This window comes from Serratia sp. TSA_105.2 (genome assembly GCF_052692115.1).
Window position 1 is genome coordinate 23,517 of record NZ_JBQZFT010000006.1, and the last position, 24,109, is coordinate 47,625.

The following is a 24,109-nucleotide window of genomic DNA, read 5'->3' on the forward strand; positions in this document are numbered from 1 at the left end:
ACCCGCTATGTCGACCACAGCACTGACCCTGGAAGCCGCCCGCCGCAAGATCGGCGAAATCTTTGTCTACCACATGCCGTTCAACCGCGAGCTTGGCCTGGAGCTGCGCCGCTTCGACGATGATTACGTCGAGCTGAGCTTCACCAACCAGCGCAAGCTGGTGGGCAACGCGGCACAGGAAATTCTGCACGGCGGCGTGATCGCCGCGGTGCTTGACGTCGCCGCCGGATTGGCCTGCGCCGGCGGCGTGCTGACACGCATGGAGCCGCTGATTGAAGAAGAGATCGCCGCCAAGCTGTCGCGCATGGGCACCATCGATCTGCGCGTCGACTACCTGCGCCCCGGCCGCGGCGAGCACTTCGTCGCCTCCGCCAGCGTGCTGCGCAGCGGCAACAAGGTCGCCGTCGCGCGCGTAGAACTGCATAACCACGACGGCCTGCATATCGCGACCGCCACCGCCACCTATCTGGTCGGCTGATGATTGTGTGCGGTGAGCGTCTTCAGTAAACTCACCGCATCTTACGTTCCCCACCCGAGTGACGTCATGGACGCAAAGCAAACGCGTCAGGGCATTTTCTTCGCCCTGGCCGCCTATTTTATATGGGGCATCGCCCCGGCCTATTTCAAACTGATCCAGCAAGTATCCGCGGACGAGATCCTCACCCACCGGATCATCTGGTCGTTTTTCTTCATGCTGGCGCTAATCACACTGGGCCGCAACTGGCCGAAAGTGCGCGCCGCCTGCCAAAACCGCAAACGGCTGCTGCTGCTGGCGGTCACCGCACTGTTGATTGGCGGCAACTGGCTGCTGTTCATCTGGGCGGTGAACAACCACCATATGCTGGAAGCCAGCCTGGGCTATTTCATCAACCCGCTGGTTAACGTGCTGTTGGGGATGCTGTTTCTCGGCGAGCGCTTCCGCCGCATGCAGTGGGTGGCGGTGGCGCTGGCGTTCACCGGGGTGCTGGTGCAGCTCTGGCAGTTCGGCTCGTTGCCGATCATCGGTCTGGGGCTGGCGTTCAGCTTTGCCTTCTACGGCCTGCTGCGCAAGAAAATCGCCATCGACGCCCAGACCGGCATGCTGATTGAGACGCTGTGGCTGCTGCCGGTGGCGGCGGCCTATCTGTTCCTGTTCGCCGACAGCCCTACCAGCCACCTGAGCGCCAACCCGTGGTCGCTGAACCTGCTGTTGGTCGCCGCCGGCATCGTCACCACCGTGCCGCTGCTGTGCTTCACCGCGGCGGCTACCCGGTTGCGCCTGTCGACGCTCGGTTTCTTCCAGTATCTCGGCCCGACCCTGATGTTCCTGCTGGCGGTCACCTTCTACGGTGAGACCATCGGCCAGGACAAGCTGGTGACCTTCGGCTTTATCTGGGCGGCACTGATCCTGTTCACCCTCGATGCGCTCTACACCCAACGCAAGCTGCGCTGAGCCCGGCGTCGCCGGGTTACAGCCAGTTCTTGCGCTTGAAGTACAGGTACGGGGCCAGACCGGCCAGGATCATCAAGGTGATGGCGCCCGGATAGCCGAATGACCACCTCAGCTCCGGCATGAATTCGAAGTTCATGCCATAGCTGGAAGCCACCAGCGTAGGCGGCAGGAACACCACCGACACCACCGAGAAGATCTTGATGATGCGGTTCTGCTCGATGTTGATGAAGCCCATCGCCGCCTGCATCAGGAAGTTCACCTTCTGGAACAGCGATTCGTTGTGCGGCAGCAGGGATTCGATGTCGCGCAGCACTTCACGCGCCTGCTCCAGCTGGCCGGTCGGCAGACGCGCCTTGCGCACCAGGAAGTTGAGTGCGCGCTGGGTATCCATCAGACACAAACGCACCTTCCAGCCGATATCTTCCAGCTCCGCCAGCGTCGACAGCGCGGCGTCATATTCGTCGCCCTGATGCCCTTCCATGATCACCCGGCTGAGCTGTTCCAGATCGCTATAGATGTTCTCTATCTCGTCCGCCAACTGCTCAATCTTGGTTTCGAACAGATCCAGCAGCAGTTCGTAGGCGTTGCCTTCGAGCATGGTCTGGTTGCGGGCGCGCATGCGGTACAGGCGAAACGCCGGCAGTTCACGCTCGCGCAGGGTATACAGGCGGCCGTCGCGGATGGTGAACGCCACCGTGGAGTTGCCAGCGTGATCTTCCGCATCTTCAAAGTAGAAGAAGGAGTGGATATGCAGACCGTCTTCGTCTTCGAAGAAACGGGCTGAGGCTTCGATGTCGTCCAGCTCGGGACGCGTCGCCAGGCTTTGTCCCAGCTCATTCTGCACGCGCTCACGCTCGCCCTCTTCCGGCTCGACCAGGTCAACCCACAGCGATGACGTGAGATCATCCGAGTCGTCCAGCTCCAGACGGGACAAGCGGCGGTTATCTAATTTAAAAGCGCTCAGCATGTGCCAAAACTCCGTGAAGGTAACGGGTGCGGACAACGCGTTGAAGCACAGAAACAGAGGGGATGCGTATCACCGATTGTTTCAGACCATGAAGAGATCTGACTCATAGCGACGCTTTGCGGGGTCGCCGACAACCACGAAGGCTATCAGCAAAAACGGAGAGCCTTAGAAGTTATACCTGCGGCGCAGGTCAGTGAGCCAGTATCTACTGGGTGTGTCCAAGGCGTCTGTCCTCAATGATAATAGTGCGCGCATGTTACGCCGAGAAGAAAAAGCCTGTCAACACGTTAGGCGGGATAATTGCGCAACAAATCATCACGATGATCAATGGCAGAAATGGCGCGTAAACCGTGCTGAAAAAGTCGCGGCGATCGCTTACCGCCACCAAGAATGTTGCTAAGATGACATCACCCTGATGGTACGACAAGCATGCGGATTTAAACGATGAAACAGATTACCGCCCATGAACTGACCGCGATGAGCGAACAGGCCGCCAGCGTGCCCCGCCTGCGCGCGCACCGCACCTTACACGAAGAGCTGAGCGACCCGGTGCAACGCCTGGCGATCGCCATGGAACCCGGCACCTATATCCGCCCGCACCGCCACCCGCAAACCTGGGAGCTGCTGACGCCGCTGCGCGGCCGTTTTGTCGTGTTGCAGTTCAACGATGACGGCGTCGTCACGCAGCGCACCCTGCTCGGCGAAGAAACCAAAGTGCTGGAGATGCCGGCATTTACCTGGCATGCGGTGCTGTCGGTCGATGCCGGCGGCGTGGTGTTCGAAGTGAAGCAGGGCCCGTATCAGGCGCTGACCGAAGAGGACTGCATGCCGTGGGCACCGCAGGAAGGCGGCGAAGGCACCGAAACGGTGATGCGCTGGTATGCCACCGCGCAGGTCGGCGATCGCTACCCTCACTGATAATGAACGATTGCAGGGGCGTGCCCCTGCAACTCTCCCCTCTCTTATACCGTTTCCAGGCGAGCGTAGGCCGCCACCAGCCACTTGATGCCCTCGCCCGGGAAGGCGATCTGCAGCCGGCTGTGCTCGCCGCTGCCCTCCAGATTGACGATGGTGCCTTCGCCAAACTTGGGATGGCGCACGCGCTGGCCCAGCTTGTAGCCGGTATCGTTCTCGCTGATCGGCGTGCCCATGCGGCGGTGATTGACCGGGCGCGACACGCTGGCGCGCAGGCGCACTTCTTCCACGCACTCTTCCGGCAGTTCGCCGATAAAGCGCGACGGCCGATGGTAAACCTCTTTGCCGTACAGACGGCGCGTTTCGGCATAGGTCAGCGTCAGCTTCTGCATGGCGCGCGTTACGCCCACATAAGCCAGACGGCGCTCCTCCTCCAGACGTCCGCCTTCATCCAGCGACATCTGGCTCGGGAACATGCCTTCTTCCATGCCGACGATAAACACCAGCGGGAACTCCAGGCCCTTGGCGGAGTGCAGGGTCATCAGCTGCACCGCGTCCTGATAGGCGTCGGCCTGGCCTTCGCCCGCCTCCAGCGCCGCATGCGACAGGAACGCCTGCAGCGGCATCAGATCCTGATCTTCTTCCTGATAGCTGAACTGACGCGTCGCCGTCACCAGTTCCTCAAGGTTTTCGATGCGCGCCTGCCCCTTTTCGCCCTTCTCCTGCTCATACATGATGAACAACCCGGAATCGCGGATCACCCGGTCGGTCTGCACGTGGAGCGGCATGTCGGCGGTTTCATGCGCCAGCGACTCCACCAGTTCGATAAAGCGCTGCAGCGCCGACGCGGCGCGGCCGGCCAACACTTTGTCCTGCATCAGCTCGCGCGTCGCCTGCCACAGCGTCAGCTGACGATCGCGCGCCGCCTGACGCACCACGTCGAGGGTGCGATCGCCGATGCCGCGCGTCGGGGTGTTGACCACGCGCTCGAAGGCCGCATCGTCGTTGCGGTTGGAAATGAGACGCAGGTAAGCCAGCGCATCCTTGATTTCCTGGCGTTCGAAGAAGCGCTGGCCGCCGTAGATGCGGTACGGCATCGCCGTCTGCAGCAGCGCCTCTTCCAGCACGCGCGACTGGGCGTTGCTGCGGTACAGGATGGCGCAGTCGTTCAGCGCCCCGCCGTTGTCCTGCCAGGTCTTGATGCGGTTGACCACGAAGCGCGCTTCGTCGAGTTCGTTGAAGGCGCAGTAGATGGAAATCGGCTCGCCTTCCCCGCCTTCGGTCCACAGATTTTTGCCCATGCGCCCGTCGTTGTTGGCGATCAGGGTGTTGGCCGCTTTCAGGATGTTGCTGGTGGAACGGTAGTTCTGCTCCAGGCGGATGGTTTCCGCGCCGGGGAAATCTTTCAGGAAGCGCTGGATGTTTTCCACCTGCGCGCCGCGCCAGCCGTAGATCGACTGGTCATCGTCGCCGACGATCATCACGTTGCTGTTGCCGCCCGCCAGCAGGCGGATCCAGGCGTACTGGATACTGTTGGTATCCTGGAATTCGTCCACCAGCACGTTGGTGAAACGTTCGCGGTAGTGGTTGAGGATATGCGGCTTGTTCAGCCACAGCTCGTGCGCGCGCAGCAGCAGCTCGGCGAAATCCACCAGCCCCGCGCGATCGCAGGCTTCCTGATAGGCCTGGTAGATGCGCAGCCAGGTGGCCTCTACCGGGTTGTTGTAGGTCTCGACGTGTTGTGGCCGCAGGCCCTCGTCTTTCTTGCCGTTGATGTACCACATCGCCTGACGCGGCGGCCACTGCTTCTCGTCGACGTTCAGCGCCTTGATGATGCGCTTGAGCAGCCGCAGCTGGTCGTCGCTGTCGAGGATCTGGAAATCCTGCGGCAGGTTGGCTTCCAGGTGGTGGGCGCGCAACAGACGATGCGCCAGGCCGTGGAAGGTGCCGATCCACATGCCGCCCTGGCTGGTGCCGATCAGATGTTCGATACGGTGGCGCATTTCCGCCGCCGCCTTGTTGGTGAAGGTCACCGCCATGATCGAATACGGCGAACAGTTCTCCACCGACAGCAGCCAGGCGATGCGATGCACCAGCACCCGGGTCTTGCCGCTGCCCGCCCCGGCCAGAACCAACAGGTTGCTGCGCGGTGCCGCCACGGCTTCACGTTGTTTTTCATTCAGGCTGTCGAGCAGATCGGAGACGTCCATAGGCACCACTAATGGTTAAGGGAAAACCCGCCGCTGACGGGTTTTTCACTGGAAATTTATACAGAGTTCTGGCAGGGATTATAACAATGCTGTCAGCGATGCCAACTGCGAAATCTCAATATGCGGCAGCAGGCGGCTGTCGGCGGCCCGCATCAGATCCCGTTGCCGATCGTTGATCCAACAGGCCTGCAGCCCCGCGCGCAGCGCGCCGGCGACGTCGGTAGTCAGATCGTCGCCCACGTGCAGGATCTGCTCGGGCGCCACGCCCAGCCGCTCGACGGCCAGGCGGTACATGTCCTGGTACGGTTTGGCGCGCCCGTCCGGCCCGGAGCGCAACACGAACTGGAAGTAGCCGTCCAGGCCACACTGCGCCGGATCGGCGTTGCCGTTGGTGATCGCCACCAGCGGGTAGCGCGCGGCCAGCGCCTTCAGCGTGGCGTGGGTCGCTTCCGGCACCTCGATGCGGCTGCGCCACAGCGCGAAGTTCTGCATCGCCGCATCGGCCCCGATCGCCGCGTCGGCATCGCGCAGCCCCTGCCGGCTCAGCGCCAGATGAATGGCGCGCCAGCGCCATTGGGTAACGTCGTGGTAGATCTCCGGATCCTGCTCGCGCAGCTCCTGGCGCAGGCGGTGGAAATCCGCCGACTGGAAGCTGTTCAGGCCGGGATGGTAGCTCTGCAGGAAGGCCACCGACTGTTGTTCGGTCTGTCTAATCACCGGGCGATTGTCATACAGCGTATCGTCCAGATCGAAAGTCAGCGCCGCCAGCGGGCGCAGCGGGCGATAAAAATGCATCAGGATTTCCCCCGTTTGGCGCGCGGATGCGCGGCATCGTACACATTCGCCAGATGTTGAAAGTCGAGGTGGGTATAAATTTGCGTGGTGGTCAGGTTGGCGTGGCCGAGCAGCTCCTGCACCGCGCGCAGATCGCCGCTCGACTCCAGCATATGGGTCGCGAAGGAGTGGCGCAGCTTGTGCGGGTGGATATGGCTGTTGACGCCCTGTTTCACGCCCCATTCGGCGAAGCGCTTTTGCACGTTGCGCGTCGAAATGCGCCGCCCCTTATTGGACAGGAACATCGCATCGTCCTCCGGCCCGAACAGATCGCGCATCGCCAGCCAGTGCTCCAACCAGGTGACGGCGGTGCGCCCGATCGGCAATTTGCGCTCTTTGCTGCCTTTCCCCATCACCCATACCTCGCCGGCGGCCATATCGACATGGCGGCAGTCCAGCCCTACCAGCTCGGAGAGGCGCAGACCGGCGCCGTACATCACCTCCAGCATGGCGCGATCGCGCACCGCCAGCGGATCGTTGAGATCGATCTCCAGCAGCTGGTTCATTTCATCGACGTCGATGTTTTTCGGCAGATGGCGGCCGCTGCGCGGCGTGCGGATGCCTTTGGCGGGGTTGGCGTGCAATACGCCCTGGCTGACCAGCCAGTCGAGGAAACTGCGCAACGAAGAAAGCCGCAGCGCCAGGCTGGCGGACTGCAGGCCGGCCCGTTTGCTGCGCGCCGCCAGCATGCGCACCCGGGCGGCGTCCAGCGCCGTCCAGTCGGTGACGCCGATCTCCTGCGCCAGGCGCATCAGCGCCGCCAGCTGGCGCGAATAGCTGAGCTGCGTCAGCGGGCTGAGTTGCCGTTCTACCTTGAGATAACGCAGAAAAGCGTCCACCGGCTGCTGCAGGCTGGGCGCAATCGGCGTCATGCACGTTCGACCCAGCGTTCCAGCAGTTCCGGCAGCATGCGCGCCAGTTGATTGAGCATCACCGTGCCCATGCCCTGCTGATAGTGTTGCGTATCGCGGCTGCTGAAGATCACCATGCCCAGTTCGCCGTCGTCGCCCAGCATCGACAGCGCCACCGAGCCAATCTGGCCAATCTGTTTGGCCTGCGGCAACAGCAGCAGCAGTTCTGGGCCGTTCAGGCCGCCGAGGTAGTGTTGTTCGCTGCCCAGTCGCTGAATGCGGAACGGCTCGAACGCCGAACGCGTCAGCGCCAGGTGGGTAAAGTCGGAAGGCGCGCCGATCTTCCAGCGCTCGGCGAACAGGCGCACCGTGGCACCGGCCAAACCGAAGCCGCGCGCCCAGCGCTGCAGCCGGTTGAGCATGTCCTGCAGGCTGTCGGCGGTGGCCAGATCGGCCTGCAGGTGCAGCAACCGGGCGAACAGCCCTTCGTTGGCGCTGGCCTGCTCCATCAACAGCGTGATCTCTTCTTCCAGCCGTTCGATGTGATTGCGCTGGCGGGCCAGATGCCATTCCACCAGCGAAACGGTGCCGCGCACCGGGTGCGGCACGCGCATCTGCTCAACCTGGCGTGCGTTGCGAATAAAGAAATCCGGGTTCTGCAGCAGATACTGCATCACGGTGTCGTCATCCAGCGCCAGGCCGGCGACGCTCTGTTCTTCTACGCTCTTCATAGATGAATAAATCCGTCATAGACATGGGTTGCCGGGCCGGTCATAAACAGCGGGTTGCCCGGCCCTTTCCAGCGAATATGCAGGCTGCCGCCCGGCAGTTCTACATGCACCTCTTCTGACAGCAATTCCTGTTGGATCCCCACCGCCACCGCCGCACAGGCGCCGCTGCCACAGGCCTGCGTTTCGCCGGCGCCGCGCTCGTAAACGCGCAGCTTGATGTGATCGCGGCTGACCACCTGCATGAAGCCGATGTTGGCCCGTTCCGGGAAGCGCTCATGCCCTTCCAGCACCGGGCCGAGCAGCTCCACCTTGGCGGTTTTTACATCGTCCACCTGCAGAACACAATGCGGGTTGCCCATCGACACCACGCCGCACAGCACGGTATGTTCCGCCGCGCGCATGATGTAGGTCTTTTCAGCCTTGGCGGCGCGGAACGGCACTGCCTGCGGGTCGAAGTTCGGCTCACCCATGTTGACGCACACCAGATCGTCGTCGGTGACGCTGAGCACCATGCGCCCGGTTTGGGTGCTGACGCGGATGTCGCGTTTGTTGGTCAGCCCTTTCAGCCGCACAAAGCGTGCGAAGCAGCGTGCGCCGTTGCCGCACTGCGCCACTTCGCTGCCGTCGGCGTTGAAAATTCGGTAGTGAAAATCCAGCTCGGGATCGTAAGGCGGTTCTACCACCAGCAACTGGTCAAAGCCGACGCCCAGGTGCCGATCGGCCAGCCGGCGGATCAGCTCAGGTGAAAAATAGACATTCTGTGTAACGGCATCGACCACCATAAAGTCGTTGCCCAGACCGTGCATTTTGGAGAACTGCATATCATACTCCGCTATCTGGACGCGCTATCCGTCTTGATTTTGCGGCAGCGCTCGCTACCGCAAACAGGGTGTTACTGGTCGACCATCGACGGTTTTTGCTGAGAGCCAGACTGCTCCTGCTGGTTCTTTTGCACCTGATCGCCCGTTTGCACCGGCGGCTTGGCCGGCTTTTGGCTGGCGGGATCGGCAGGTGGGAAGTAAAGCGGGCCTTTCAGACCACAGCCGGCGAGGCCGGTAACCAGAACTGCCATCAGCGCATAGCGTAGTTGTTTTTTCATTTGCATTAATGCCTGTAATTCATGCGTCCAAGGTCTCTATAATCGCAGGTGGATCATGAAAAGCAATAGGAATTGAATATGAACGACAGCGAGTTTCATCAGTTGGCCGACCAGCTGATGCTGAATATTGAAGAGACACTGGACGATTTTGACGGCGATGCGGACATCGATTACGAAACCAATGGCGGCGTGATGACGCTGAGCTTCGAAAACGGCACCAAAATTGTCATCAACCGCCAGGAGCCGCTGCACCAGGTGTGGCTCGCCACCAAGGCCGGCGGTTACCACTTCAACTACCGCGACGGCGTCTGGCTATGCGATCGCAGCGGGCAGCCGTTTTATCAGCTACTCAGCGAAGCGGCCAGCGCACAGGCCGGTGAGGAACTGCATTTTTCCTGAGGCGATGCAGGGCTCGGCAACCGAGCCCTTGCGGCGTCAATGCAGCTGGAACTGCTGTTTCAGCGGCTGAGCGGCGCCATCGGCCACCGTCACGCACAGGCTGGACAGCACGTTGCTGCGGAACGGGATCACCTGCGTGCGCCCGTCGAGCTGCACGATCTGATAGAACTGCGGCAGGTTGAAGTTGATGAAGCTGGAGCCGTAGGTGAAGCGATCGTGCGACGAGGAATAGAAGCGGCTGACGTCGCGCACCAGCTCCTCTTTACTGCCCTCGCAGTGGTGATACACCTCTACCCGATTCGACTCATCCAGAATATAGATGTTGAAGCCCTTGTCGTCCGAGGTGTCTTCGAAGAAGAACTGGATGATCCCCTCGCTGGCGAACCCATCCACCACCGGCGGCAGATGCACCTGATCGGTTTCCACCTTGATAGACAGGCCGTGCAGCTTGTTGTTGGAGATCGCACCGTAAAACTCCACCGCATTCTCCAGCTTTTGCACCGACACACTCAGGCGCTCGAAGAACAGCCCCCAGGTCTGCCCGGCGACGCGTACCGCCTTGAAGCGGCCAGGCTCCAGGCGGGTGCTGGACAGGCGCAGCTCAATGCACTCCGACACCAACTGCTGGATGCGGGTGCGGATCAGGCCGCGCAGGTGCTGGCTGTAGCAGAACACTTCCACCGACTCCGGCGGCGCGGCGTCCTGGTGCATTTTGCCGAGAATGGTTTTCAGCGCTTCCAGCACCGACTGTTCGCCGCTGAAATGCAGGGTGCGCACTTCGTTCCAGGAGTTGCGATACAGCAGATCGATGCTGCCGACCAGGCACTGCTGCTGCTGGCCGAAGCTGAACACGTCCAGCTTGCGGAAATCGAAGTGCACCACCTGATTGCGGAAGGCGGCGGTCGGATCGTTTTCCAGGTTGACGATGATCGCCAGATGGCGAATTTCGCACGGGCTGTACAGCGCTTTCGGCGTCGGCGCCGGCAGGCGCAGCGGGAAGTGATGGGAAACGTCGGCCACCAGTTCCTGCAGCTTGGCGGTGTCGCACAAGTTGCCGCTCTTGATGTGCAGGCGGGTCTGCGGGGTCAGCAGGCCGTTGAAATAGGCCCAGGCCACCAGCTTGTTCAGGTAGCGGTTATATTCCAGCGGCTGATGGCTGACGATCGAATCCATAGCCGGCGCCTGATTATACAGGTACCAGCCGGTGCGGTTGGCGCGGCCAACCGGCACGTGAATAAAGGTTAAATCGTTTTCCGACAGGTCCGGCGAAATCTGCGGGTTCACCAGCGTCACCTTGCCGGGCAGCGCTTCGAACGCCGCGTACAGTTTGCGGGTCAGCACGCCGATATCCTGCGGGCTGGCGCTGACGCTGAGGTTGTTGCGGCGGGCGAAACGGATCAGGTTGCGGTAGCTCTGCATCATCGCGTCGAGCAGTTCGTTATGCGCTTCGCGCACCCGCTCGATTTTCCAGTTGGCGCGGTTGTCCAGCATCGCCAGGCGCTCTTCGCTCCAGCCCCACTCGCTGACCAACTGGCTGAGGATCTCGCGCCGCCAGCCGACGCAGGCCTTGGCCAGCGACAGCTTTTCACACACTTTCAGGTAGAAACAGCGGCGGGCCAGATCGAGACGGGTGGTGTCGTTGATGTCGGTCAGGTAGCGGGTCACGCGCTCAAGCATCATGCAGTAGGCGTCGAGCCCGAAGCTGACGATCTCACCCTGATGCAGCCGGTGTTTGATGTCCGTCGCCAGCAGTTGGGTATTGGGGTATTCCCAGGAATAGGCTTCCAGCAGCAGGGTCTTCAGCACCGCCTTGTAAGGCGAATCGATGCTCTTGTACAGCTGCCACAGGCTGGCGCCGAAGTACTCTTCTGCCGACAGCGAACTCAGGCCGCCGAGATCCAGCCACTCGTTCGGCGTCAGCGCGCCCTGCGCGTACAGCGACAGCACGTATTCATCGTAGTGCGCTTCTTCTTCGCCCGGCACCATGTTCCACAGGATGCGCTTGCCGGCCAGGCGTACCGCGGTGCGGTAGAATTCGTCGAGCAAGAGGATATGCTGCGTCGAGCCGCAGTCTTCGCCGCCCAGGCTGCCGCTTTCATTATGGCGGAAGCGGTTTTCGTCGATCAGGAAGAAGCTGACTTCCACCCCCATCGAGGCGGCCCACTTCTCAAGCAGGCTGCATTTTTGCTGCAGGCGGGTGCGTTCTTCGTTGTCCAGCCAGGACTGGTGGCAGACCCAGATGTCGAGATCCGAGCTGCAGCTTTGGCCGATAGACGAGGTGCTGCCCATCGAGTAGACGCCGGTGATCGGCAGCTCGCCGCTGGCAGGTTTGTCAAATGGGCTGCCCCATTTGTCTTCTAAATCGTTCAGGTAATCTTGTTGAGTTTCATCAGGCGTGTAGAGGCAAATGCCGTGGGGAACGTTACCGTTCAGGTAACCCGGCATCAGCGGGTGGTGGTGGTGCAGTAAGGTGGGCAGCAGACTGTATACCCGTTGAAACGCGGGCTTCATAGCCGCCAGGGCGCGATCGACGCGTAGCTGATTGATCGCATCCAGTCTCTGCTTCAATGTCTCGATGTAGAGGTACAAGACGTCTCGCCTGATTATCCCGGTGTTTAGAAAAAAACCCGTATTCCATAAGCGCCGTTAGTGTAAGAAGAATATTTGGCGACTTATTGCTGGAAACGTGATCAATTTAACACCTTGCTGATTGACCGTAAAGGAGGTAACGCTTCACAATTATTGTAGCGCTTCCCTAAACGATTTACCCGCAGTGTTAACTGCCCCAAAGCACATCACACGTCCCTTTGATTCCGTTGTCCTTTTTCCGCCTCCGGCTTCTTGCACTGACAGTATTGGCTCTCAGTGGTAGGATGGATGGCGAAATATAAAAACGGTAACAAGCATGTTAGACAAAATTATTCGAATTGCCACCCGACAAAGCCCGCTTGCACTCTGGCAAGCACATTATGTGCAGCAACGTCTGATGGCCAGCCATCCCGGCCTGCAGGTCGAGTTGGTGCCGATGGTGACGCGCGGCGACGTTATTCTGGATACGCCGCTGGCGAAAGTCGGCGGTAAAGGCCTGTTTGTTAAAGAACTCGAGCTGGCGCTGCTGGAAGGCCGCGCCGACATCGCCGTGCACTCGATGAAAGACGTGCCGGTCGATTTCCCTGCCGGCCTCGGTTTGACCACCATTTGCGAACGCGAAGATCCGCGCGACGCTTTTGTTTCCAATCGTTTCGCCTCGCTCGATCAGCTGCCGCAGGGCAGCGTGGTCGGCACCTCCAGCCTGCGCCGCCAGTGCCAGCTGCGTGAACGCCGCCCGGATCTGATCGTGCGCGACCTGCGCGGCAACGTCGGCACTCGCCTGGCCAAGCTGGACAACGGCGACTACGACGCGATTATTCTGGCGGTGGCCGGCCTGAAACGCCTGGGGCTGGAGCAACGCATCCGCCGCCCGCTGAGCGCCGAAGAGTGTCTGCCGGCGGTCGGCCAGGGCGCGGTCGGCATTGAATGCCGCCTCGACGACAGCGTCACCCGCGCGCTGCTGGCGCCGCTGAACCATGCGGCCACCGAAACCCGCGTACGCGCCGAACGGGCGATGAACACCCGTCTGGAAGGCGGTTGCCAGGTGCCGATCGGTAGCTATGCCGAACTGGATGGCGACAGCCTGTGGCTGCGTGCCCTGGTCGGTGCGCCGGACGGCAGCCAGATGGTGCGCGGCGAACGCCGCGGGCCGGCCACCGAGGCCGAACGGATGGGCGTTGAGCTGGCGGAAGAGCTGCTGGCGCGCGGCGCGCGCGAGATCCTGCGCGAGGTTTACCAGGGAAATCCGCCGGCATGACGATCCTGGTAACCCGCCCATCGCCTTCGGGCGAGCGGTTAGTGAGCCGGCTGCGCGCACTCGGCCGGGTTGCCTATCATGCACCGCTGATCGACTTCGCCCCCGGCGGCGATCTGCCTAAGCTGCCGCAGGCGTTGCAGCAGCTTGGCGCCGGCGATCTGGTGTTCGTGCTGTCGCAGCATTCGGTGAACTACGCCGATTCGGTCATCGGCCGCGCCGGGCTGAGCTGGCCCGCGCACCTGGCCTATTACGCTATCGGCCGCACCACCGGGCTGGCGCTGCACCGCATCAGCAGTTTGCCGGTGGAATACCCGCGCGAACGCGAGATCAGCGAAACGCTGCTGCTGCTGCCGGCGCTGCAAAAACTGGCGGGCAAACGCGCGTTGATTTTGCGCGGCAACGGCGGCCGTGAGCTGCTGGGCACGACGCTGAGCGAGCGCGGCGCCGACGTCAGCTATTATGAATGCTATCAACGCAGCCCGGTGCACTACGACGGCAGCGAGCAAAGCGCCCACTGGCAGCGTGCCGGTGTGGATACGCTGGTGGTGACCAGCGGTGAAATGTTACAACAGCTCTATACTTTAGTTCCTGATTACTATCGTTCTTCATGGCTGCTGCGTTGCCGCCTGGTAGTAGTGAGCGAACGCCTGGCTACCCTCGCCCGGGATTTGGGCTGGCGTACGATTCGGGTAGCTGACAACGCCGATAATGACGCGCTGATCCGCGCGCTACAATAATCTGACTATGGGATGTGCCACTATGACGGAACAAAATACCCCATCCGCCCCGGTTGAAGAGCCAACCAACGCGGTTGAGAGCTCCCAGCAGCCAGCCGCTGCCAGCCGCAAAGGCAAGAATACCGGCCCGGTGCTCGGCGCGATCGCTATCGTGCTGGTCATCGCCCTCGGCGCGGGCGGCTATTACCACACGCACAAGCAAGCGCAACAGCTGATCGCCGCCAATCAGGCGCTGCAGCAGCAGCTTGAAGGCGTGAAACAGAGCCAGCAGCAGGAAAGAAATGCGCTGGAAGGCCTGTTGCAGCAGCAGGGTAAAACCCTGGACGCCGCCGATCGTGAGCAGGCGAACCTGGCGCGCCAACTGAGCGAACTGCAGGAAAAAGTAGCGACCATCTCCGGCAGCGACGCCAAAACCTGGCTGCTGGCGCAGGCCGATTTTCTGGTGAAAATGGCCGGCCGCAAGCTGTGGAGCGATCAGGACGTGACCAGCGCCGCCGCGCTGCTGAAAAGCGCCGACGCCAGCCTGGCGGACATGAACGATCCGAGCCTGCTCGAGGTACGCCGCGCCATTACCGAAGACATCAGCACGCTTTTTACGCTGACCCAGGTCGATTACGACGGCATCATCCTCAAGGTCAATCAGCTGTCCAATCAGGTGGATAACCTGCGTCTGGCGGACAACGACACCGACGAAGCGCCGATGGATCAAAACAGCAGCGAGCTCTCCGGTTCGATCGGCGAATGGCGGCAGAATCTGGCCAAGAGCTGGCGCAATTTCATGGCCGACTTCATTACCATTCGCCGCCGTGATACCAGCGCCGAACCGCTGCTGGCGCCGAACCAGGACATCTACCTGCGCGAAAATATCCGTTCGCGCCTGCTGGTGGCCGCACAAGCCATCCCACGCCACCAGAACGAGACCTACAAGCAGTCGCTGGAAACCGTCTCCACCTGGGTGCGCGCCTATTTCGACACCACCGATCCGGCGACCAAGGCCTTCCTGGAAGAGCTGGACAGCCTGAGCCAACAGCCGATCTCGATGGACGTGCCGGATCAGCTGAAAAGCCAGCCGCTGCTGGAAAAAGTGATGCAGACCCGGGTGCGCAACCTGATGACCCAGTCCCCTGCCGCTCACCAGGAGGGTTAAGCCATGTTACGCGTGCTATTTCTGTTCCTGGTGGTGATCGCCAGCGTGGTGCTCGGGCCGATGTTGGCCGGGCATCAGGGCTATGTGCTGATCCAGACCGACAATTACAATATTGAAACCAGCGTCACCGGCCTGGTGATTATGCTGGTGCTGCTGTTCGTGGTGCTGCTGGCGATCGAGTGGATCCTGCGCCGCATCTTCCGTACCGGCGCCCGCACGCGCGGTTGGTTTATCGGCCGCAAGCGCACCCGCGCGCGCCAGCAAACCAAAGCCGCGCTGATCAAGCTGGCGGAAGGCGACTACAAGCAGGTCGAGAAGCTGATGACGCGCAACGCCGACCACGCCGAACAGCCGGTCGTGAACTACCTGCTGGCCGCCGAGGCCGCACAGCAACGCGGCGACGACTTCCGCACCAATCAGTATCTGGAGCGCGCAGCCGAAGCGGCCGACACCGATCAACTGCCGGTGGACATCACCCGGGTTCGCATCCAGCTGGCGCAGGGCGAGAACCACGCCGCGCGCCACGGTGTCGATCGCCTGCTGAATCAGGCGCCGCGTCATCCGGAAGTGCTGCGTCTGGCGGAACAAGCCTATCTACGCACCGGCGCCTATGCGTCGCTGCTGGAAGTGCTGCCGTCGATGCGTAAAATCGAACTGCACAGCGAAGAACAACTACTGGCGTTGCAGCAGCAGGCTTACATCGGTCTGATGAATCAGGCGATGGCGGACGAAGGCAGTGAAGGTCTGAAGCGCTGGTGGAAAGATCAGAGCCGCAAGACGCGTCACGAGGTGCCGCTGCAAATCGCGATGGTGGAACACCTGATCGAATGCAACGACCACGAACTGGCGCAGGAGATTGTGCTCGACAGCCTGAAGCGCCAATACGACGAGCGCCTGGTGCTGTTGCTGCCGCGGCTCAAATCCGGCAACCCCGAGCAGTTGGAAAGAGCGCTGCGTCAGCAGATGAAACAACACGGCGCGACGCCGCTGTTGAACAGCACGCTGGGGCAGCTATTGATGAAGCACGGCGAGTGGCAGCAAGCGGCCGACGCCTTCCGCGAAGCGCTGAAACAGCGCCCGGATGCTTACGACTACGCCTGGTTAGCCGATACGCTGGAGAAACTGCATCGTTCGGATGAGGCGGCACAGATGCGTCGTGAGGGGCTGATGTTGACGTTGAAACAGAACGGCGGCGAATAACGCCCTGCCCGAGTGAGTGAGAAAAGCGCGGCCCCGATGCCGCGCTTTTTTTTGCCCTGGGGTTTTCTGTGGCGCAAAAAAAACACTTGCCGTAGGGCAAGTGTATAAAGAAGCAATCAGGTCTAGGACAACAGGGGCGGTGCCTCACTCAACGTTCTGCCCTGAGCGTGATGACGGGTTAGTCATCGTTCTCGTGGGCGATAGGCACCCTAAATCGGCTCTGCGTCATTCCCAGGGTTTATGAGGCCTAAGGCGAACATAAGAGGTGGAATGAGCATCTACGCTAAAGATGTAGCATTTGGCGTGCCAATTTTTAAATTGGGCTCCCCTCATAGAAAAATAGATTTCAATATATTGAAAATATTGATTTTTTATTTAACTCGCCCTTTTCCGTCAAAAACGACTCTCTGGCGTTCCTTGTCGGCGGCCTTTATCAAGTTGTCGCCTCGAAACGACGACTTAAGCCGAAGCTGGATTTATCTTTTTAAATCAATGGATTATTTGTCTCAACCTGACGACAGTGCAGGATGACGTTGTCGCTGAAAACCAACACGTTTGCAGGCAGAGACAAAATGCTCATCCTCAGATACGCAAAAAGCCCGCGCATTGCTGCACGGGCCTGCCTTCTCGTCTCGCTTCGCGAGGCTCGAACCTCCTGCGGAGGTACTCATCCTCATAAACTGCAGGCGTAAAAAAACCGACTTGCGTCGGTTTTTTTTGAAAGTGGTCGGCGAGAGAGGATTACGCGCATCTTTGATGCGCGCCCTGCGGGCCGTTACTGAAGCAACGTTGTCTCGCTTCGCGAGGCTCGAACCTCCTGCGGAGGTGCTCATCCTCATAAACTACGGGCGAAAAAAAACCTGCTTTAAAAAGCAGGTTTTTCGAATGTGGTCGGCGAGAGAGGATTCGAACCTCCGACCCACTGGTCCCAAACCAGTTGCGCTACCAAGCTGCGCTACTCGCCGATTTGTGTTGCTCATACTACCCGATTTATCAGACCGTTGTCCATATAAATCTTATATTTATCAGATATTTTGCGTGGTGCGAAGAGAGGGACTTGAACCCTCACGTCCGTAAGAACACTAACACCTGAAGCTAGCGCGTCTACCAATTCCGCCACCTTCGCACTGTCACAAAATACTGCTAAATCTTCACTTCGTTAGGAAGTGGGGTGGCTAATGGGACTCGAACCCACGACAACTGGAATCACAATCCAGGGCTCTACCAACTGAGCTATAGCCACCATTACTACTTCTTCTTACTCACGCGGTAATATTACCACCGCAGCTCCTGCGCACAAACTTAATGGCGCGCCCGACAGGATTCGAACCTGAGACCTCTGCCTCCGGAGGGCAGCGCTCTATCCAGCTGAGCTACGGGCGCGTAGCGCCGTTGCGGGAGGGGATACTACGGATTTACGCCAATTCTGTCTAGTGCTTTTTCGCAGAAATGTTGCGTTTGATTACGCTTTGCTCACTCCCGCGCGCAAAAGCGTACCCCGTAGCCCCTTTTCACCGTTTATTGCCGCGTTTCTGCCCGATTTTCAGCCGGATGATATTTCTTATGCATGCCGAAAGCGAAGTAGCACAGGCTGACGCCCGCTAAGAAAATCGCCCCGACCAGCAGGGAAATCCGCGTATCCGGGTTGATTCCCATGCCGACCAGCACGCAAACCAGAAAAGCGATGGTCAGATAGTTCACATACGGGAACATGATCGACTTAAAGCTGTGGGTTTTGATCGCTTCCTTATGGGCGCGGCGGAAATAGAGCTGGCTTATCAGCACCACGAACCACGGCACCATGCCCGGCAGCACGCTGGCGCTGTAGACATACACGAACACCTGCTCCGGATTAGGGATGATGTAGTTCAGCGCGGAACCCACCAACAGACAGGCGATGGTGACGGCGATACAGTTCACCGGCACGCCGCTGGCGGAAAGCTTGGTCAGCGCCGCCGGCAGTTGGCGGTTCTTGGCCAGGGCGTACAGCATGCGGCCGCCGCTGTACATGCCGCTGTTGCAGCCGGAGAGCGCGGCGGTCAACACCACGAAGTTGATGATGCCGGCGGCGGCGACGATGCCGATCTTGGCAAAGGTCAGCACGAACGGGCTGCCGGTAGTGCCGATGCCGTTCCACGGGAAGATGGTGACGATGACGAAGATAGCGCCGACATAGAAGATCAGGATGCGCCACAGGATATTGTTGATCGCGCGTTTCAGCGTCACCTGCGGATTCTTGGCTTCGCCGGCGGTGATGCCCACCAGCTCAACCCCCTGATAGGACGCCACCACGATGCACAGCGCAAACAGGAAGCCTTTCCAGCCGCCGGCAAAGAAACCGCCGTGCGCCGTCAAATTGGCGAAACCGATAGGTTCACCGCCGTTGCCGAAACCGAAGAAGATCACCCCCAACCCCACCAGAATCATCACGATGATGGTGGTGACCTTGATCATGGCGAACCAGAACTCCAGCTCCCCATACAGGCGCACCGCCGCCAGGTTGGCCAGCGCGACCATCGCCACGGCAATCAGCGCCGGCACCCACTGCGGTATTTCCGGGAACCAGAACTGCACATACACCCCGATGGCGGTGATCTCGGAAATACCGACGGCAATCCACATAAACCAGTAGCCCCAGGCGGTCAGATAACCGAAATAGGGATTCATGTACTTGTGCGCGTAAACGGCAAACGACCCGGCGACCGGCTCGAGGAACAGCATTTCTCCCATCGAACGCATAATGAAGAACACGAACAGCCCGGCGATGATGTAAGCCAGCAGCACCGACGGCCCCGCCCACTTCAGCGTACTGGCCGACCCCATAAACAGGCCGACACCGATGGTGCCCCCCAGAGCGATAAGCTCGATATGCCGGGCCTCAAGGCCCCGGTGTAGCCCTTGCGGTTTCTCTTTGTGTGCCATAAATCCTCAATAATTTTTCTCGGGTTGTGTTTGCCTGCCGGCTGCTGCCGGTCGTTATTGTCATTATTAAAAGAATAAATCATCCCCTGCCGATCGGGTTGACATCAACGGGTAGTCGGAGCGAAGTTACCGTGAGAAGGACATCGTTCAGCGCTGTCGCATCAGGCTTCAGCGGCCAGGGATAATTTCCGGGCGGTATCGTTTCGCATTTCGCCGCTATAAGCAAACCGCAATTTAAAACTTTATGGAATAAATGCGGCGACGTTTAGGGCCGGGGGTTATAGATATGCGGGAGAAACGTGCAAAAGCAGATTATTGGTACAGCAGACCGGAGCGGAACAGCACTTTCTGCCCCGGATGAGGGGTTACATCTTGCCGCTGTAGTAGTAGCCGACAAACTTCAACAGCTTCAACTGCCGGCCGATGCGGCTGGGCTGGCTGAGCAGGCGGTAGAGCCACTCCAGACCGAGGTTCTGCCACACCTTGGGCGCACGCTTCACATGGCCGGTAAACACATCGTAAGTGCCGCCCACGCCCATATACAGCGCCTGCGGATGCACTTTGCGGCAGTCGCGCATCAGGATCTCCTGCTTCGGCGATCCCATCGCCACCGTCACGATAGCGGCGCCGCTGGCGCGTATACGCTCGAACAGCGCCTCTCGCTGATCCGGTTTGAAATAACCGTCCTGGCTGCCCACCAGGTTGACATTCCACTGGCTGCGCAGCTTTTGCTCGGTTTGCGCCAAGACCTCGGGCTTGCCGCCGACCAGGAAGACCGGCGTGCCTTCACGGCCGGCGCGTTGCATCAAGGCTTCCCACAGATCGGCGCCCGCCACGCGCGAAACGTCCGCCGCCGGGTATTTGCGACGAATCGAACGCACCATGCTGATGCCGTCGGCGTACTTATACTCCGCCTCATCCAGCAACGCATGCAGCGCCTGATCCTCTTCCGCCTTCAGGATCTTTTCCGCGTTCATAGCCACCAGCGTGCCCTGTTTTACCCGGCCGCCGTCGAACAAAAAGTCCATACAGTGCGCCATATCGCGAAAGCCCCACAGGCTGAAACCGCGCAGCTCATACTGCGGCACCGAAATCTTTGCTTCCATCGTTCTCATTACCCTTACAAAAGACCGTTGGCCCGAGGCGGAGACGCCAGCGCGCGGGCGCGCGTCACTCTGGCCTTGATCAGCCCGGCGGTATCGAACAGCCAATACAGCAACTTCGCCAACACCAGACAGGTGCCGAAAATAATGCAGAAGAACACCACGCGCGACACGAATGAATCCACCCCTTCGCGCGCCAAAACGATGATGTTGAACACCGCGCCGAAGCAGAACCCCTGCAGAATGGCCGCCTTATAACGGTTCGGCTCGGTTTTGCCCAACTCATACAACCAGTCGAACCACTTGATGATCATGCCCACCAGAATCGCACCGAGCGGGATAAACAGCGCACCGCCCATCACCACCAGCGAACCGATCAACGTCGGCGAAATCGCCAGCCCGGAGTGGTTGTTCAGCACTTCCCAGGTGAAATAGTTGGCCGAGTTCAGCACCACGTCCGGCCGGCCCGGCCATAGCCAGGTTGGGATAAAGACGTAGAAATCACGCAAGATCGGCGCCAGGCCCTGGAAATCGATCTTGTCGTAATTTTGCAGCAGCAGCGCCAGGTTTTCCCACGGCGAGAAGGTATCGCGGGTCAGGTAGAGGAAGGTATAGAACGCTTCCGCGCCGCTGACGTCCAGGCTGTAGCGCTTCAACGCCAGCCAGAACATGCCGACCACGCCGAATATGCCCGCCGCCGCCAGCATCCACAGCGTGATCCAGCCGCGCACGATGCCGATAAACAGGAACAGCGCGAAGGCGATGATGATGTTGGCGCGGGTGCCGCCGACGATCACATAGGTCAGAATACCGAACGCCACCGTCGCCACCAGGAACAAGAACCAGGCGCGCAGATCCTGCCGCAGGAAATAGACCACCAGCATCGCCGGAATGAAGAAGTAGAAGAACCGCTTGAGCGCCACGCCGGACACGTCGCTGGAGAAAATCTGGCTGTAGGAATTGAGCTTGAACAGCAGGAAGCCGTTCTGCATGAAGAAGATCCCAACGGTACCGATCGCCACCAATGCCAGCAGCACCCAGGTCATATGAGTCTCTACCCGGTTCATGGTAAACAGCGCCGCGCGCGGCTCCGTGCGGCGCTTGCGCAGCCGGGTCTTGTAGGTGACGTAATAGATGGCGTAAAACGCCGTCGCCGACAGCAGGGCGTACAGCAGAAACTCCACCGGCACCACCTCGACGTCAAACTGGAACACCAGCAGGCAGGTCAAAGGAAAACCGAAATAGAACGTCAGCAAATACAGCAGCGAGAAGAAGACGTTGAAGTTAAAGCGCACGCGCCGAAACTCCTGGTAGGTCAGCGTCAGGATAAACGTCAGGCTGACCAGATAGACGACAAACAGGCCGCCGAATTGCGCCAACGTCATGAGCTTTCTCCCGCCGCCAACGCCAGAGCTTGCTGCCAGCCGTCGACATAGTTCGGATTGAAGAAGGCGATCGCCTGTTTATCCACCGCCGCCAGCTGACGCTGCGCTTCGCGCACCACCGCCTCGTCCAGCGAATCGCCGTAGAACAGCACCGGCAGATGCTGTTCCGCCAAATCCTGCCAGAACGGGTTTTGCCGGCTGAGCACAAAAGGCACGCCGAACTGAATCAGCAGGCACAGGGTGCCAATCCCCTGCTGGCGATTGAAAATGAAATAGCCCAGATCGCAGGCGCGCAGAATATTGAGGTAGTCCTCGAACGCCACCTGTTGCGTGAGCAGCTGCAGGTTTTTCTCGCCGAACAGCGGCAACCCGGCGGCGCGCACCTGCTCGATGTAGGCATCGTTGTTGGCGGGATACCCCATCGGCAGGATCACGCGCACGTCGGCGCCGAACTGCTGATGAATCGCCCGCAGCGCTTCGATATGCCGATTGCTGCGATCGCCGGAGTTACCCACCAGAATCGTCATCGGCCCGGCCAGGTTTTTCTCAACGTGAACGTCGGTCAGCGCCGGATCCATGCGGGTCGGGAAGTACAGCAGTGAGGCCGGCACCCGCGCATGGCGCTGCTGGTAGTGAATCACGTCGCCGCGAGTGGCAAACACGTTCCCTACTCGCCCCTGCGCAATGCGGCGCAACAGATAGAACAGACGGAATTTCCAGCTGGTGGCGTCCTCATACAGATCGGCGCCCCAAATATGCCAACTGACCTGACGCGCCTTGATTTTGCCGCTCAACAGCGCCAGCCACAGCCCCGGATTGAACTGGCCGTGCAGGAAAAAACGTGCGCCGCGATCGGCCTGGGCGCGGGCGATGACCGCTGCCGCCAGGCTTTTCTTGTCTGCGTAGGGCTCAATGTTCAGGGCGGGGAAATCCCCCAGTGCCGCCACATCCTTGGCCGCCACCATAAAATGCCGCGTTTGCTCAGCAGGCAGACGCGGCGCCAGCACGTCGTTGAAGAAGCGCAGCACCGTCTGGTTATGATGCGGGATATCGGATCCCAGAACGTGAATCAGTGTGGTCATACTCGTCTACGATAAATAAGAAACACGCAGCTACAGAGCGCGAAATACACGATGTAGGTTGCCATATAGGCCTGAGCCGCCCCCAGCGCGCCATGCAGCGGGATCAGCCAGTGCGAGAACAGCGTCAGCAGCAGAAACTGGCTGACTTCCGTCAGGATATAGAAGCGCAGCGACGCTTTGGCGATCACCAGGTAGCCGAACACATAGGCCCCGACTTTCAGCACGTCGCCCACCAGCTGCCAGGCAAACAGATCGCGCATGGCAACAAACTTGTCCGAGAACAGCAGCCAAATAGCGAAATCGCGCAGCACCCAAACCGTAAAGCTCGCCACCGCTACCGCCGGCAGCACGAATTTCAGCGAGCGCACGATCTCGCGCGCGATAGCGCCCTTGTCCGTCAGCCGCGACAGCGTCGGCAGCAGATAGACGGTAAACGAGGCGGTGATGAACTGCAGATAGGCATCGGAAATGCTGCTGACGCCCTGCCAAATCCCCACCTCATCCCAGCCGTAATGGGCGGCCAACAGGTTACGCATCATCACGTAGGCCACCGGCAGCGTCACCGAGGTGATCAACGCCATGAGGGTGAATTTGCCGAGGTTGCCGGCCACGAGTTTGTCCCAACGCGGCGCCAGATAGCGCAGCGGCAGCGTTTTGCGCCGCCACAGCATCAGCCCGGCAGGCAACACCACCAACGCGGGCACCAGCGCCAGCCCCGCCAGCGCGCCTTCATAGCCCCCCAGCTTGAAGCACAGGTAATAAGCCACCACGCCAATCAGGCTGCCGCCGATCACCGCCAGCGCATTGCCCATCGCGTCGCGATAGCCTTTCAGCACCGCCATGAACAGGTTGGCGTAGGCGATGCCCATCTGAATGAAGGCGACGGCGCGCACTACATCGACGTAATCGGCATGCCCGAACAGCCCAATGCTGATCGGTTCGGCAGCGAACAGAAACACCAGCGCCAGCAAGGTCGAAAAAACCAGCACGATGCTCGACGCGGTGCCCACCGCCAGACGCAGACGCTGCGGATCCTGGTGGTACTCCGCCACGTATTTGGTGATGCCGTTAAAAATGCCCGCGCCGGACAGCACGCCCAGCACGGTAATCAACTGGCGGAAGTTACCCGCCTGCCCCACCCCGCTGGGGCCAAACGCCACCGCCAGCAGTTTCACTACCAACAGCCCCACGCCGATTTTGATCAGCGTGGAGCCGGCGGTCCATATCGATGCTTTTGCCAACGACATA

At 60.2% G+C, this 24,109-nt stretch carries 22 protein-coding genes, 4 tRNA genes and 1 other RNA gene; 9 read left to right on the plus strand and 18 right to left on the minus strand.

Features of this window, described 5'->3' with window-relative positions; all coding sequences use genetic code 11:
* The first annotated feature begins 7 nt into the window (after positions 1-7).
* Together ACUTSC_RS17735 and rarD are read left to right on the plus strand one after the other, a co-directional pair.
* Positions 8-478, plus strand: coding sequence for a thioesterase family protein (locus tag ACUTSC_RS17735; protein WP_004934267.1), 471 nt, complete (start codon positions 8-10; stop codon positions 476-478).
* A gap of 66 nt (positions 479-544) precedes the next feature.
* On the plus strand, positions 545-1,432 hold the full coding sequence (rarD, locus tag ACUTSC_RS17740) for an EamA family transporter RarD (protein WP_197768268.1): 888 nt from the start codon (positions 545-547) through the stop codon (positions 1,430-1,432).
* Between the two features lie 16 nt (positions 1,433-1,448).
* Here rarD and corA read toward each other — a convergent pair whose 3' ends face one another.
* Entirely contained in the window at positions 1,449-2,399 is a 951-nt protein-coding gene (corA, locus tag ACUTSC_RS17745) for a magnesium/cobalt transporter CorA (protein WP_063989074.1), read from the minus strand.
* A 444-nt stretch (positions 2,400-2,843) separates the two neighbouring features.
* Between corA and ACUTSC_RS17750 the strand changes: the two genes are divergently transcribed.
* Entirely contained in the window at positions 2,844-3,317 is a 474-nt protein-coding gene (locus ACUTSC_RS17750; protein ID WP_197768269.1) for a WbuC family cupin fold metalloprotein, read from the plus strand.
* Positions 3,318-3,361: 44 nt separating this feature from the next.
* On the opposite strand, the gene uvrD is transcribed toward ACUTSC_RS17750, so the two are convergent.
* The 6 genes from uvrD to lptM all read right to left on the minus strand — a co-directional run bounded on the left by uvrD (position 3,362) and on the right by lptM (position 9,039).
* Entirely contained in the window at positions 3,362-5,524 is a 2,163-nt protein-coding gene (gene uvrD / locus ACUTSC_RS17755; RefSeq protein ID WP_038874108.1) for a DNA helicase II, read from the minus strand.
* Positions 5,525-5,602: 78 nt separating this feature from the next.
* Positions 5,603-6,319, minus strand: coding sequence for a 5-amino-6-(5-phospho-D-ribitylamino)uracil phosphatase YigB (gene yigB / locus ACUTSC_RS17760; RefSeq protein WP_197768270.1), 717 nt, complete (start codon positions 6,317-6,319; stop codon positions 5,603-5,605).
* Positions 6,319-7,230: a tyrosine recombinase XerC gene (gene xerC / locus ACUTSC_RS17765; RefSeq protein ID WP_197768271.1), complete on the minus strand. Its 912-nt coding sequence runs from the start codon at positions 7,228-7,230 to the stop codon at positions 6,319-6,321. The genes yigB and xerC overlap by 1 nt, the downstream gene beginning before the upstream one ends.
* Positions 7,227-7,940, minus strand: coding sequence for a DUF484 domain-containing protein (locus ACUTSC_RS17770; protein WP_038874100.1), 714 nt, complete (start codon positions 7,938-7,940; stop codon positions 7,227-7,229). Before ACUTSC_RS17770 ends, xerC begins: the two co-directional genes overlap by 4 nt.
* The gene (gene dapF / locus ACUTSC_RS17775; RefSeq protein ID WP_197768272.1) at positions 7,937-8,761 is read right to left on the minus strand and encodes a diaminopimelate epimerase; all 825 of its coding nucleotides are present in this window, start codon (positions 8,759-8,761) and stop codon (positions 7,937-7,939) included. Before dapF ends, ACUTSC_RS17770 begins: the two co-directional genes overlap by 4 nt.
* Before the next feature lie 71 nt (positions 8,762-8,832).
* A complete protein-coding gene (lptM, locus tag ACUTSC_RS17780) occupies positions 8,833-9,039 on the minus strand; it encodes an LPS translocon maturation chaperone LptM (RefSeq protein ID WP_004934241.1) in 207 nt (68 codons plus the stop codon).
* Positions 9,040-9,117: 78 nt separating this feature from the next.
* Here lptM and cyaY point away from each other — a divergent pair, with 78 nt between their 5' ends.
* On the plus strand, positions 9,118-9,438 hold the full coding sequence (gene cyaY / locus ACUTSC_RS17785; RefSeq protein ID WP_004934237.1) for an iron donor protein CyaY: 321 nt from the start codon (positions 9,118-9,120) through the stop codon (positions 9,436-9,438).
* A 36-nt stretch (positions 9,439-9,474) separates the two neighbouring features.
* Here cyaY and ACUTSC_RS17790 read toward each other — a convergent pair whose 3' ends face one another.
* On the minus strand, positions 9,475-12,027 hold the full coding sequence (locus tag ACUTSC_RS17790) for a class I adenylate cyclase (RefSeq protein ID WP_019452546.1): 2,553 nt from the start codon (positions 12,025-12,027) through the stop codon (positions 9,475-9,477).
* Positions 12,028-12,343: 316 nt separating this feature from the next.
* Between ACUTSC_RS17790 and hemC the strand changes: the two genes are divergently transcribed.
* The 5 genes from hemC (at position 12,344) to ACUTSC_RS17815 (ending at position 16,900) form a co-directional block, all read left to right on the plus strand.
* Positions 12,344-13,285: a hydroxymethylbilane synthase gene (gene hemC / locus ACUTSC_RS17795; protein ID WP_197768273.1), complete on the plus strand. Its 942-nt coding sequence runs from the start codon at positions 12,344-12,346 to the stop codon at positions 13,283-13,285.
* On the plus strand, positions 13,282-14,022 hold the full coding sequence (gene hemD, locus ACUTSC_RS17800; protein ID WP_063989080.1) for a uroporphyrinogen-III synthase: 741 nt from the start codon (positions 13,282-13,284) through the stop codon (positions 14,020-14,022). Before hemC ends, hemD begins: the two co-directional genes overlap by 4 nt.
* A gap of 22 nt (positions 14,023-14,044) precedes the next feature.
* Positions 14,045-15,169, plus strand: coding sequence for a uroporphyrinogen-III C-methyltransferase (hemX, locus tag ACUTSC_RS17805; RefSeq protein ID WP_445653484.1), 1,125 nt, complete (start codon positions 14,045-14,047; stop codon positions 15,167-15,169).
* 3 nt (positions 15,170-15,172) lie between these two features.
* On the plus strand, positions 15,173-16,369 hold the full coding sequence (hemY, locus tag ACUTSC_RS17810) for a protoheme IX biogenesis protein HemY (protein ID WP_197768275.1): 1,197 nt from the start codon (positions 15,173-15,175) through the stop codon (positions 16,367-16,369).
* A gap of 270 nt (positions 16,370-16,639) precedes the next feature.
* On the plus strand, positions 16,640-16,900 hold the full coding sequence (locus ACUTSC_RS17815) for a hypothetical protein (RefSeq protein WP_197768276.1): 261 nt from the start codon (positions 16,640-16,642) through the stop codon (positions 16,898-16,900).
* A gap of 193 nt (positions 16,901-17,093) precedes the next feature.
* On the opposite strand, the gene ACUTSC_RS17820 is transcribed toward ACUTSC_RS17815, so the two are convergent.
* From ACUTSC_RS17820 to wzxE, 10 genes are all read right to left on the minus strand, one after another.
* Positions 17,094-17,222, minus strand: a non-coding RNA gene (locus ACUTSC_RS17820) — RtT sRNA.
* Positions 17,223-17,257: 35 nt separating this feature from the next.
* A tRNA-Pro gene (locus ACUTSC_RS17825) sits at positions 17,258-17,334 on the minus strand.
* 74 nt (positions 17,335-17,408) lie between these two features.
* Positions 17,409-17,495, minus strand: a tRNA-Leu gene (locus ACUTSC_RS17830).
* A gap of 41 nt (positions 17,496-17,536) precedes the next feature.
* Positions 17,537-17,612: transfer RNA gene (locus ACUTSC_RS17835), tRNA-His, on the minus strand.
* A 63-nt stretch (positions 17,613-17,675) separates the two neighbouring features.
* A tRNA-Arg gene (locus ACUTSC_RS17840) sits at positions 17,676-17,752 on the minus strand.
* A 135-nt stretch (positions 17,753-17,887) separates the two neighbouring features.
* Complete coding sequence (thrP, locus tag ACUTSC_RS17845) at positions 17,888-19,291, minus strand: bifunctional threonine/serine APC transporter ThrP (protein ID WP_197768277.1); 1,404 nt, start codon at positions 19,289-19,291, stop codon at positions 17,888-17,890.
* Positions 19,292-19,656: 365 nt separating this feature from the next.
* On the minus strand, positions 19,657-20,397 hold the full coding sequence (gene wecG / locus ACUTSC_RS17850; RefSeq protein ID WP_197768278.1) for a lipopolysaccharide N-acetylmannosaminouronosyltransferase: 741 nt from the start codon (positions 20,395-20,397) through the stop codon (positions 19,657-19,659).
* 14 nt (positions 20,398-20,411) lie between these two features.
* Positions 20,412-21,779: an ECA oligosaccharide polymerase gene (gene wzyE, locus ACUTSC_RS17855; protein ID WP_197768279.1), complete on the minus strand. Its 1,368-nt coding sequence runs from the start codon at positions 21,777-21,779 to the stop codon at positions 20,412-20,414.
* Entirely contained in the window at positions 21,776-22,861 is a 1,086-nt protein-coding gene (locus ACUTSC_RS17860; protein WP_197768280.1) for a TDP-N-acetylfucosamine:lipid II N-acetylfucosaminyltransferase, read from the minus strand. Before ACUTSC_RS17860 ends, wzyE begins: the two co-directional genes overlap by 4 nt.
* Positions 22,858-24,108, minus strand: a complete 1,251-nt coding sequence (gene wzxE, locus ACUTSC_RS17865; RefSeq protein ID WP_197768281.1) for a lipid III flippase WzxE — start codon at positions 24,106-24,108, stop codon at positions 22,858-22,860. Before wzxE ends, ACUTSC_RS17860 begins: the two co-directional genes overlap by 4 nt.
* Position 24,109: the final 1 nt, after the last annotated feature.

Excerpts from the sequence above, each read along its gene's own strand:
- ACUTSC_RS17735 (WP_004934267.1), top strand. The coding sequence starts at position 8 with ATGTCGACCACAGCACTGACCCTGGAAGCCGCCCGCCGCAAGATCGGC.
- rarD (WP_197768268.1), top strand. The coding sequence starts at position 545 with ATGGACGCAAAGCAAACGCGTCAGGGCATTTTCTTCGCCCTGGCCGCC.
- corA (WP_063989074.1), bottom strand. The coding sequence starts at position 2,399 with ATGCTGAGCGCTTTTAAATTAGATAACCGCCGCTTGTCCCGTCTGGAG.
- ACUTSC_RS17750 (WP_197768269.1), top strand. The coding sequence starts at position 2,844 with ATGAAACAGATTACCGCCCATGAACTGACCGCGATGAGCGAACAGGCC.
- uvrD (WP_038874108.1), bottom strand. The coding sequence starts at position 5,524 with ATGGACGTCTCCGATCTGCTCGACAGCCTGAATGAAAAACAACGTGAA.
- yigB (WP_197768270.1), bottom strand. The coding sequence starts at position 6,319 with ATGCATTTTTATCGCCCGCTGCGCCCGCTGGCGGCGCTGACTTTCGAT.
- xerC (WP_197768271.1), bottom strand. The coding sequence starts at position 7,230 with ATGACGCCGATTGCGCCCAGCCTGCAGCAGCCGGTGGACGCTTTTCTG.
- ACUTSC_RS17770 (WP_038874100.1), bottom strand. The coding sequence starts at position 7,940 with ATGAAGAGCGTAGAAGAACAGAGCGTCGCCGGCCTGGCGCTGGATGAC.
- dapF (WP_197768272.1), bottom strand. The coding sequence starts at position 8,761 with ATGCAGTTCTCCAAAATGCACGGTCTGGGCAACGACTTTATGGTGGTC.
- lptM (WP_004934241.1), bottom strand. The coding sequence starts at position 9,039 with ATGAAAAAACAACTACGCTATGCGCTGATGGCAGTTCTGGTTACCGGC.
- cyaY (WP_004934237.1), top strand. The coding sequence starts at position 9,118 with ATGAACGACAGCGAGTTTCATCAGTTGGCCGACCAGCTGATGCTGAAT.
- hemC (WP_197768273.1), top strand. The coding sequence starts at position 12,344 with ATGTTAGACAAAATTATTCGAATTGCCACCCGACAAAGCCCGCTTGCA.
- hemD (WP_063989080.1), top strand. The coding sequence starts at position 13,282 with ATGACGATCCTGGTAACCCGCCCATCGCCTTCGGGCGAGCGGTTAGTG.
- hemX (WP_445653484.1), top strand. The coding sequence starts at position 14,045 with ATGACGGAACAAAATACCCCATCCGCCCCGGTTGAAGAGCCAACCAAC.
- hemY (WP_197768275.1), top strand. The coding sequence starts at position 15,173 with ATGTTACGCGTGCTATTTCTGTTCCTGGTGGTGATCGCCAGCGTGGTG.
- ACUTSC_RS17815 (WP_197768276.1), top strand. The coding sequence starts at position 16,640 with ATGAGCATCTACGCTAAAGATGTAGCATTTGGCGTGCCAATTTTTAAA.
- thrP (WP_197768277.1), bottom strand. The coding sequence starts at position 19,291 with ATGGCACACAAAGAGAAACCGCAAGGGCTACACCGGGGCCTTGAGGCC.
- wecG (WP_197768278.1), bottom strand. The coding sequence starts at position 20,397 with ATGGAAGCAAAGATTTCGGTGCCGCAGTATGAGCTGCGCGGTTTCAGC.
- wzyE (WP_197768279.1), bottom strand. The coding sequence starts at position 21,779 with ATGACGTTGGCGCAATTCGGCGGCCTGTTTGTCGTCTATCTGGTCAGC.
- ACUTSC_RS17860 (WP_197768280.1), bottom strand. The coding sequence starts at position 22,861 with ATGACCACACTGATTCACGTTCTGGGATCCGATATCCCGCATCATAAC.
- wzxE (WP_197768281.1), bottom strand. The coding sequence starts at position 24,108 with ATGTCGTTGGCAAAAGCATCGATATGGACCGCCGGCTCCACGCTGATC.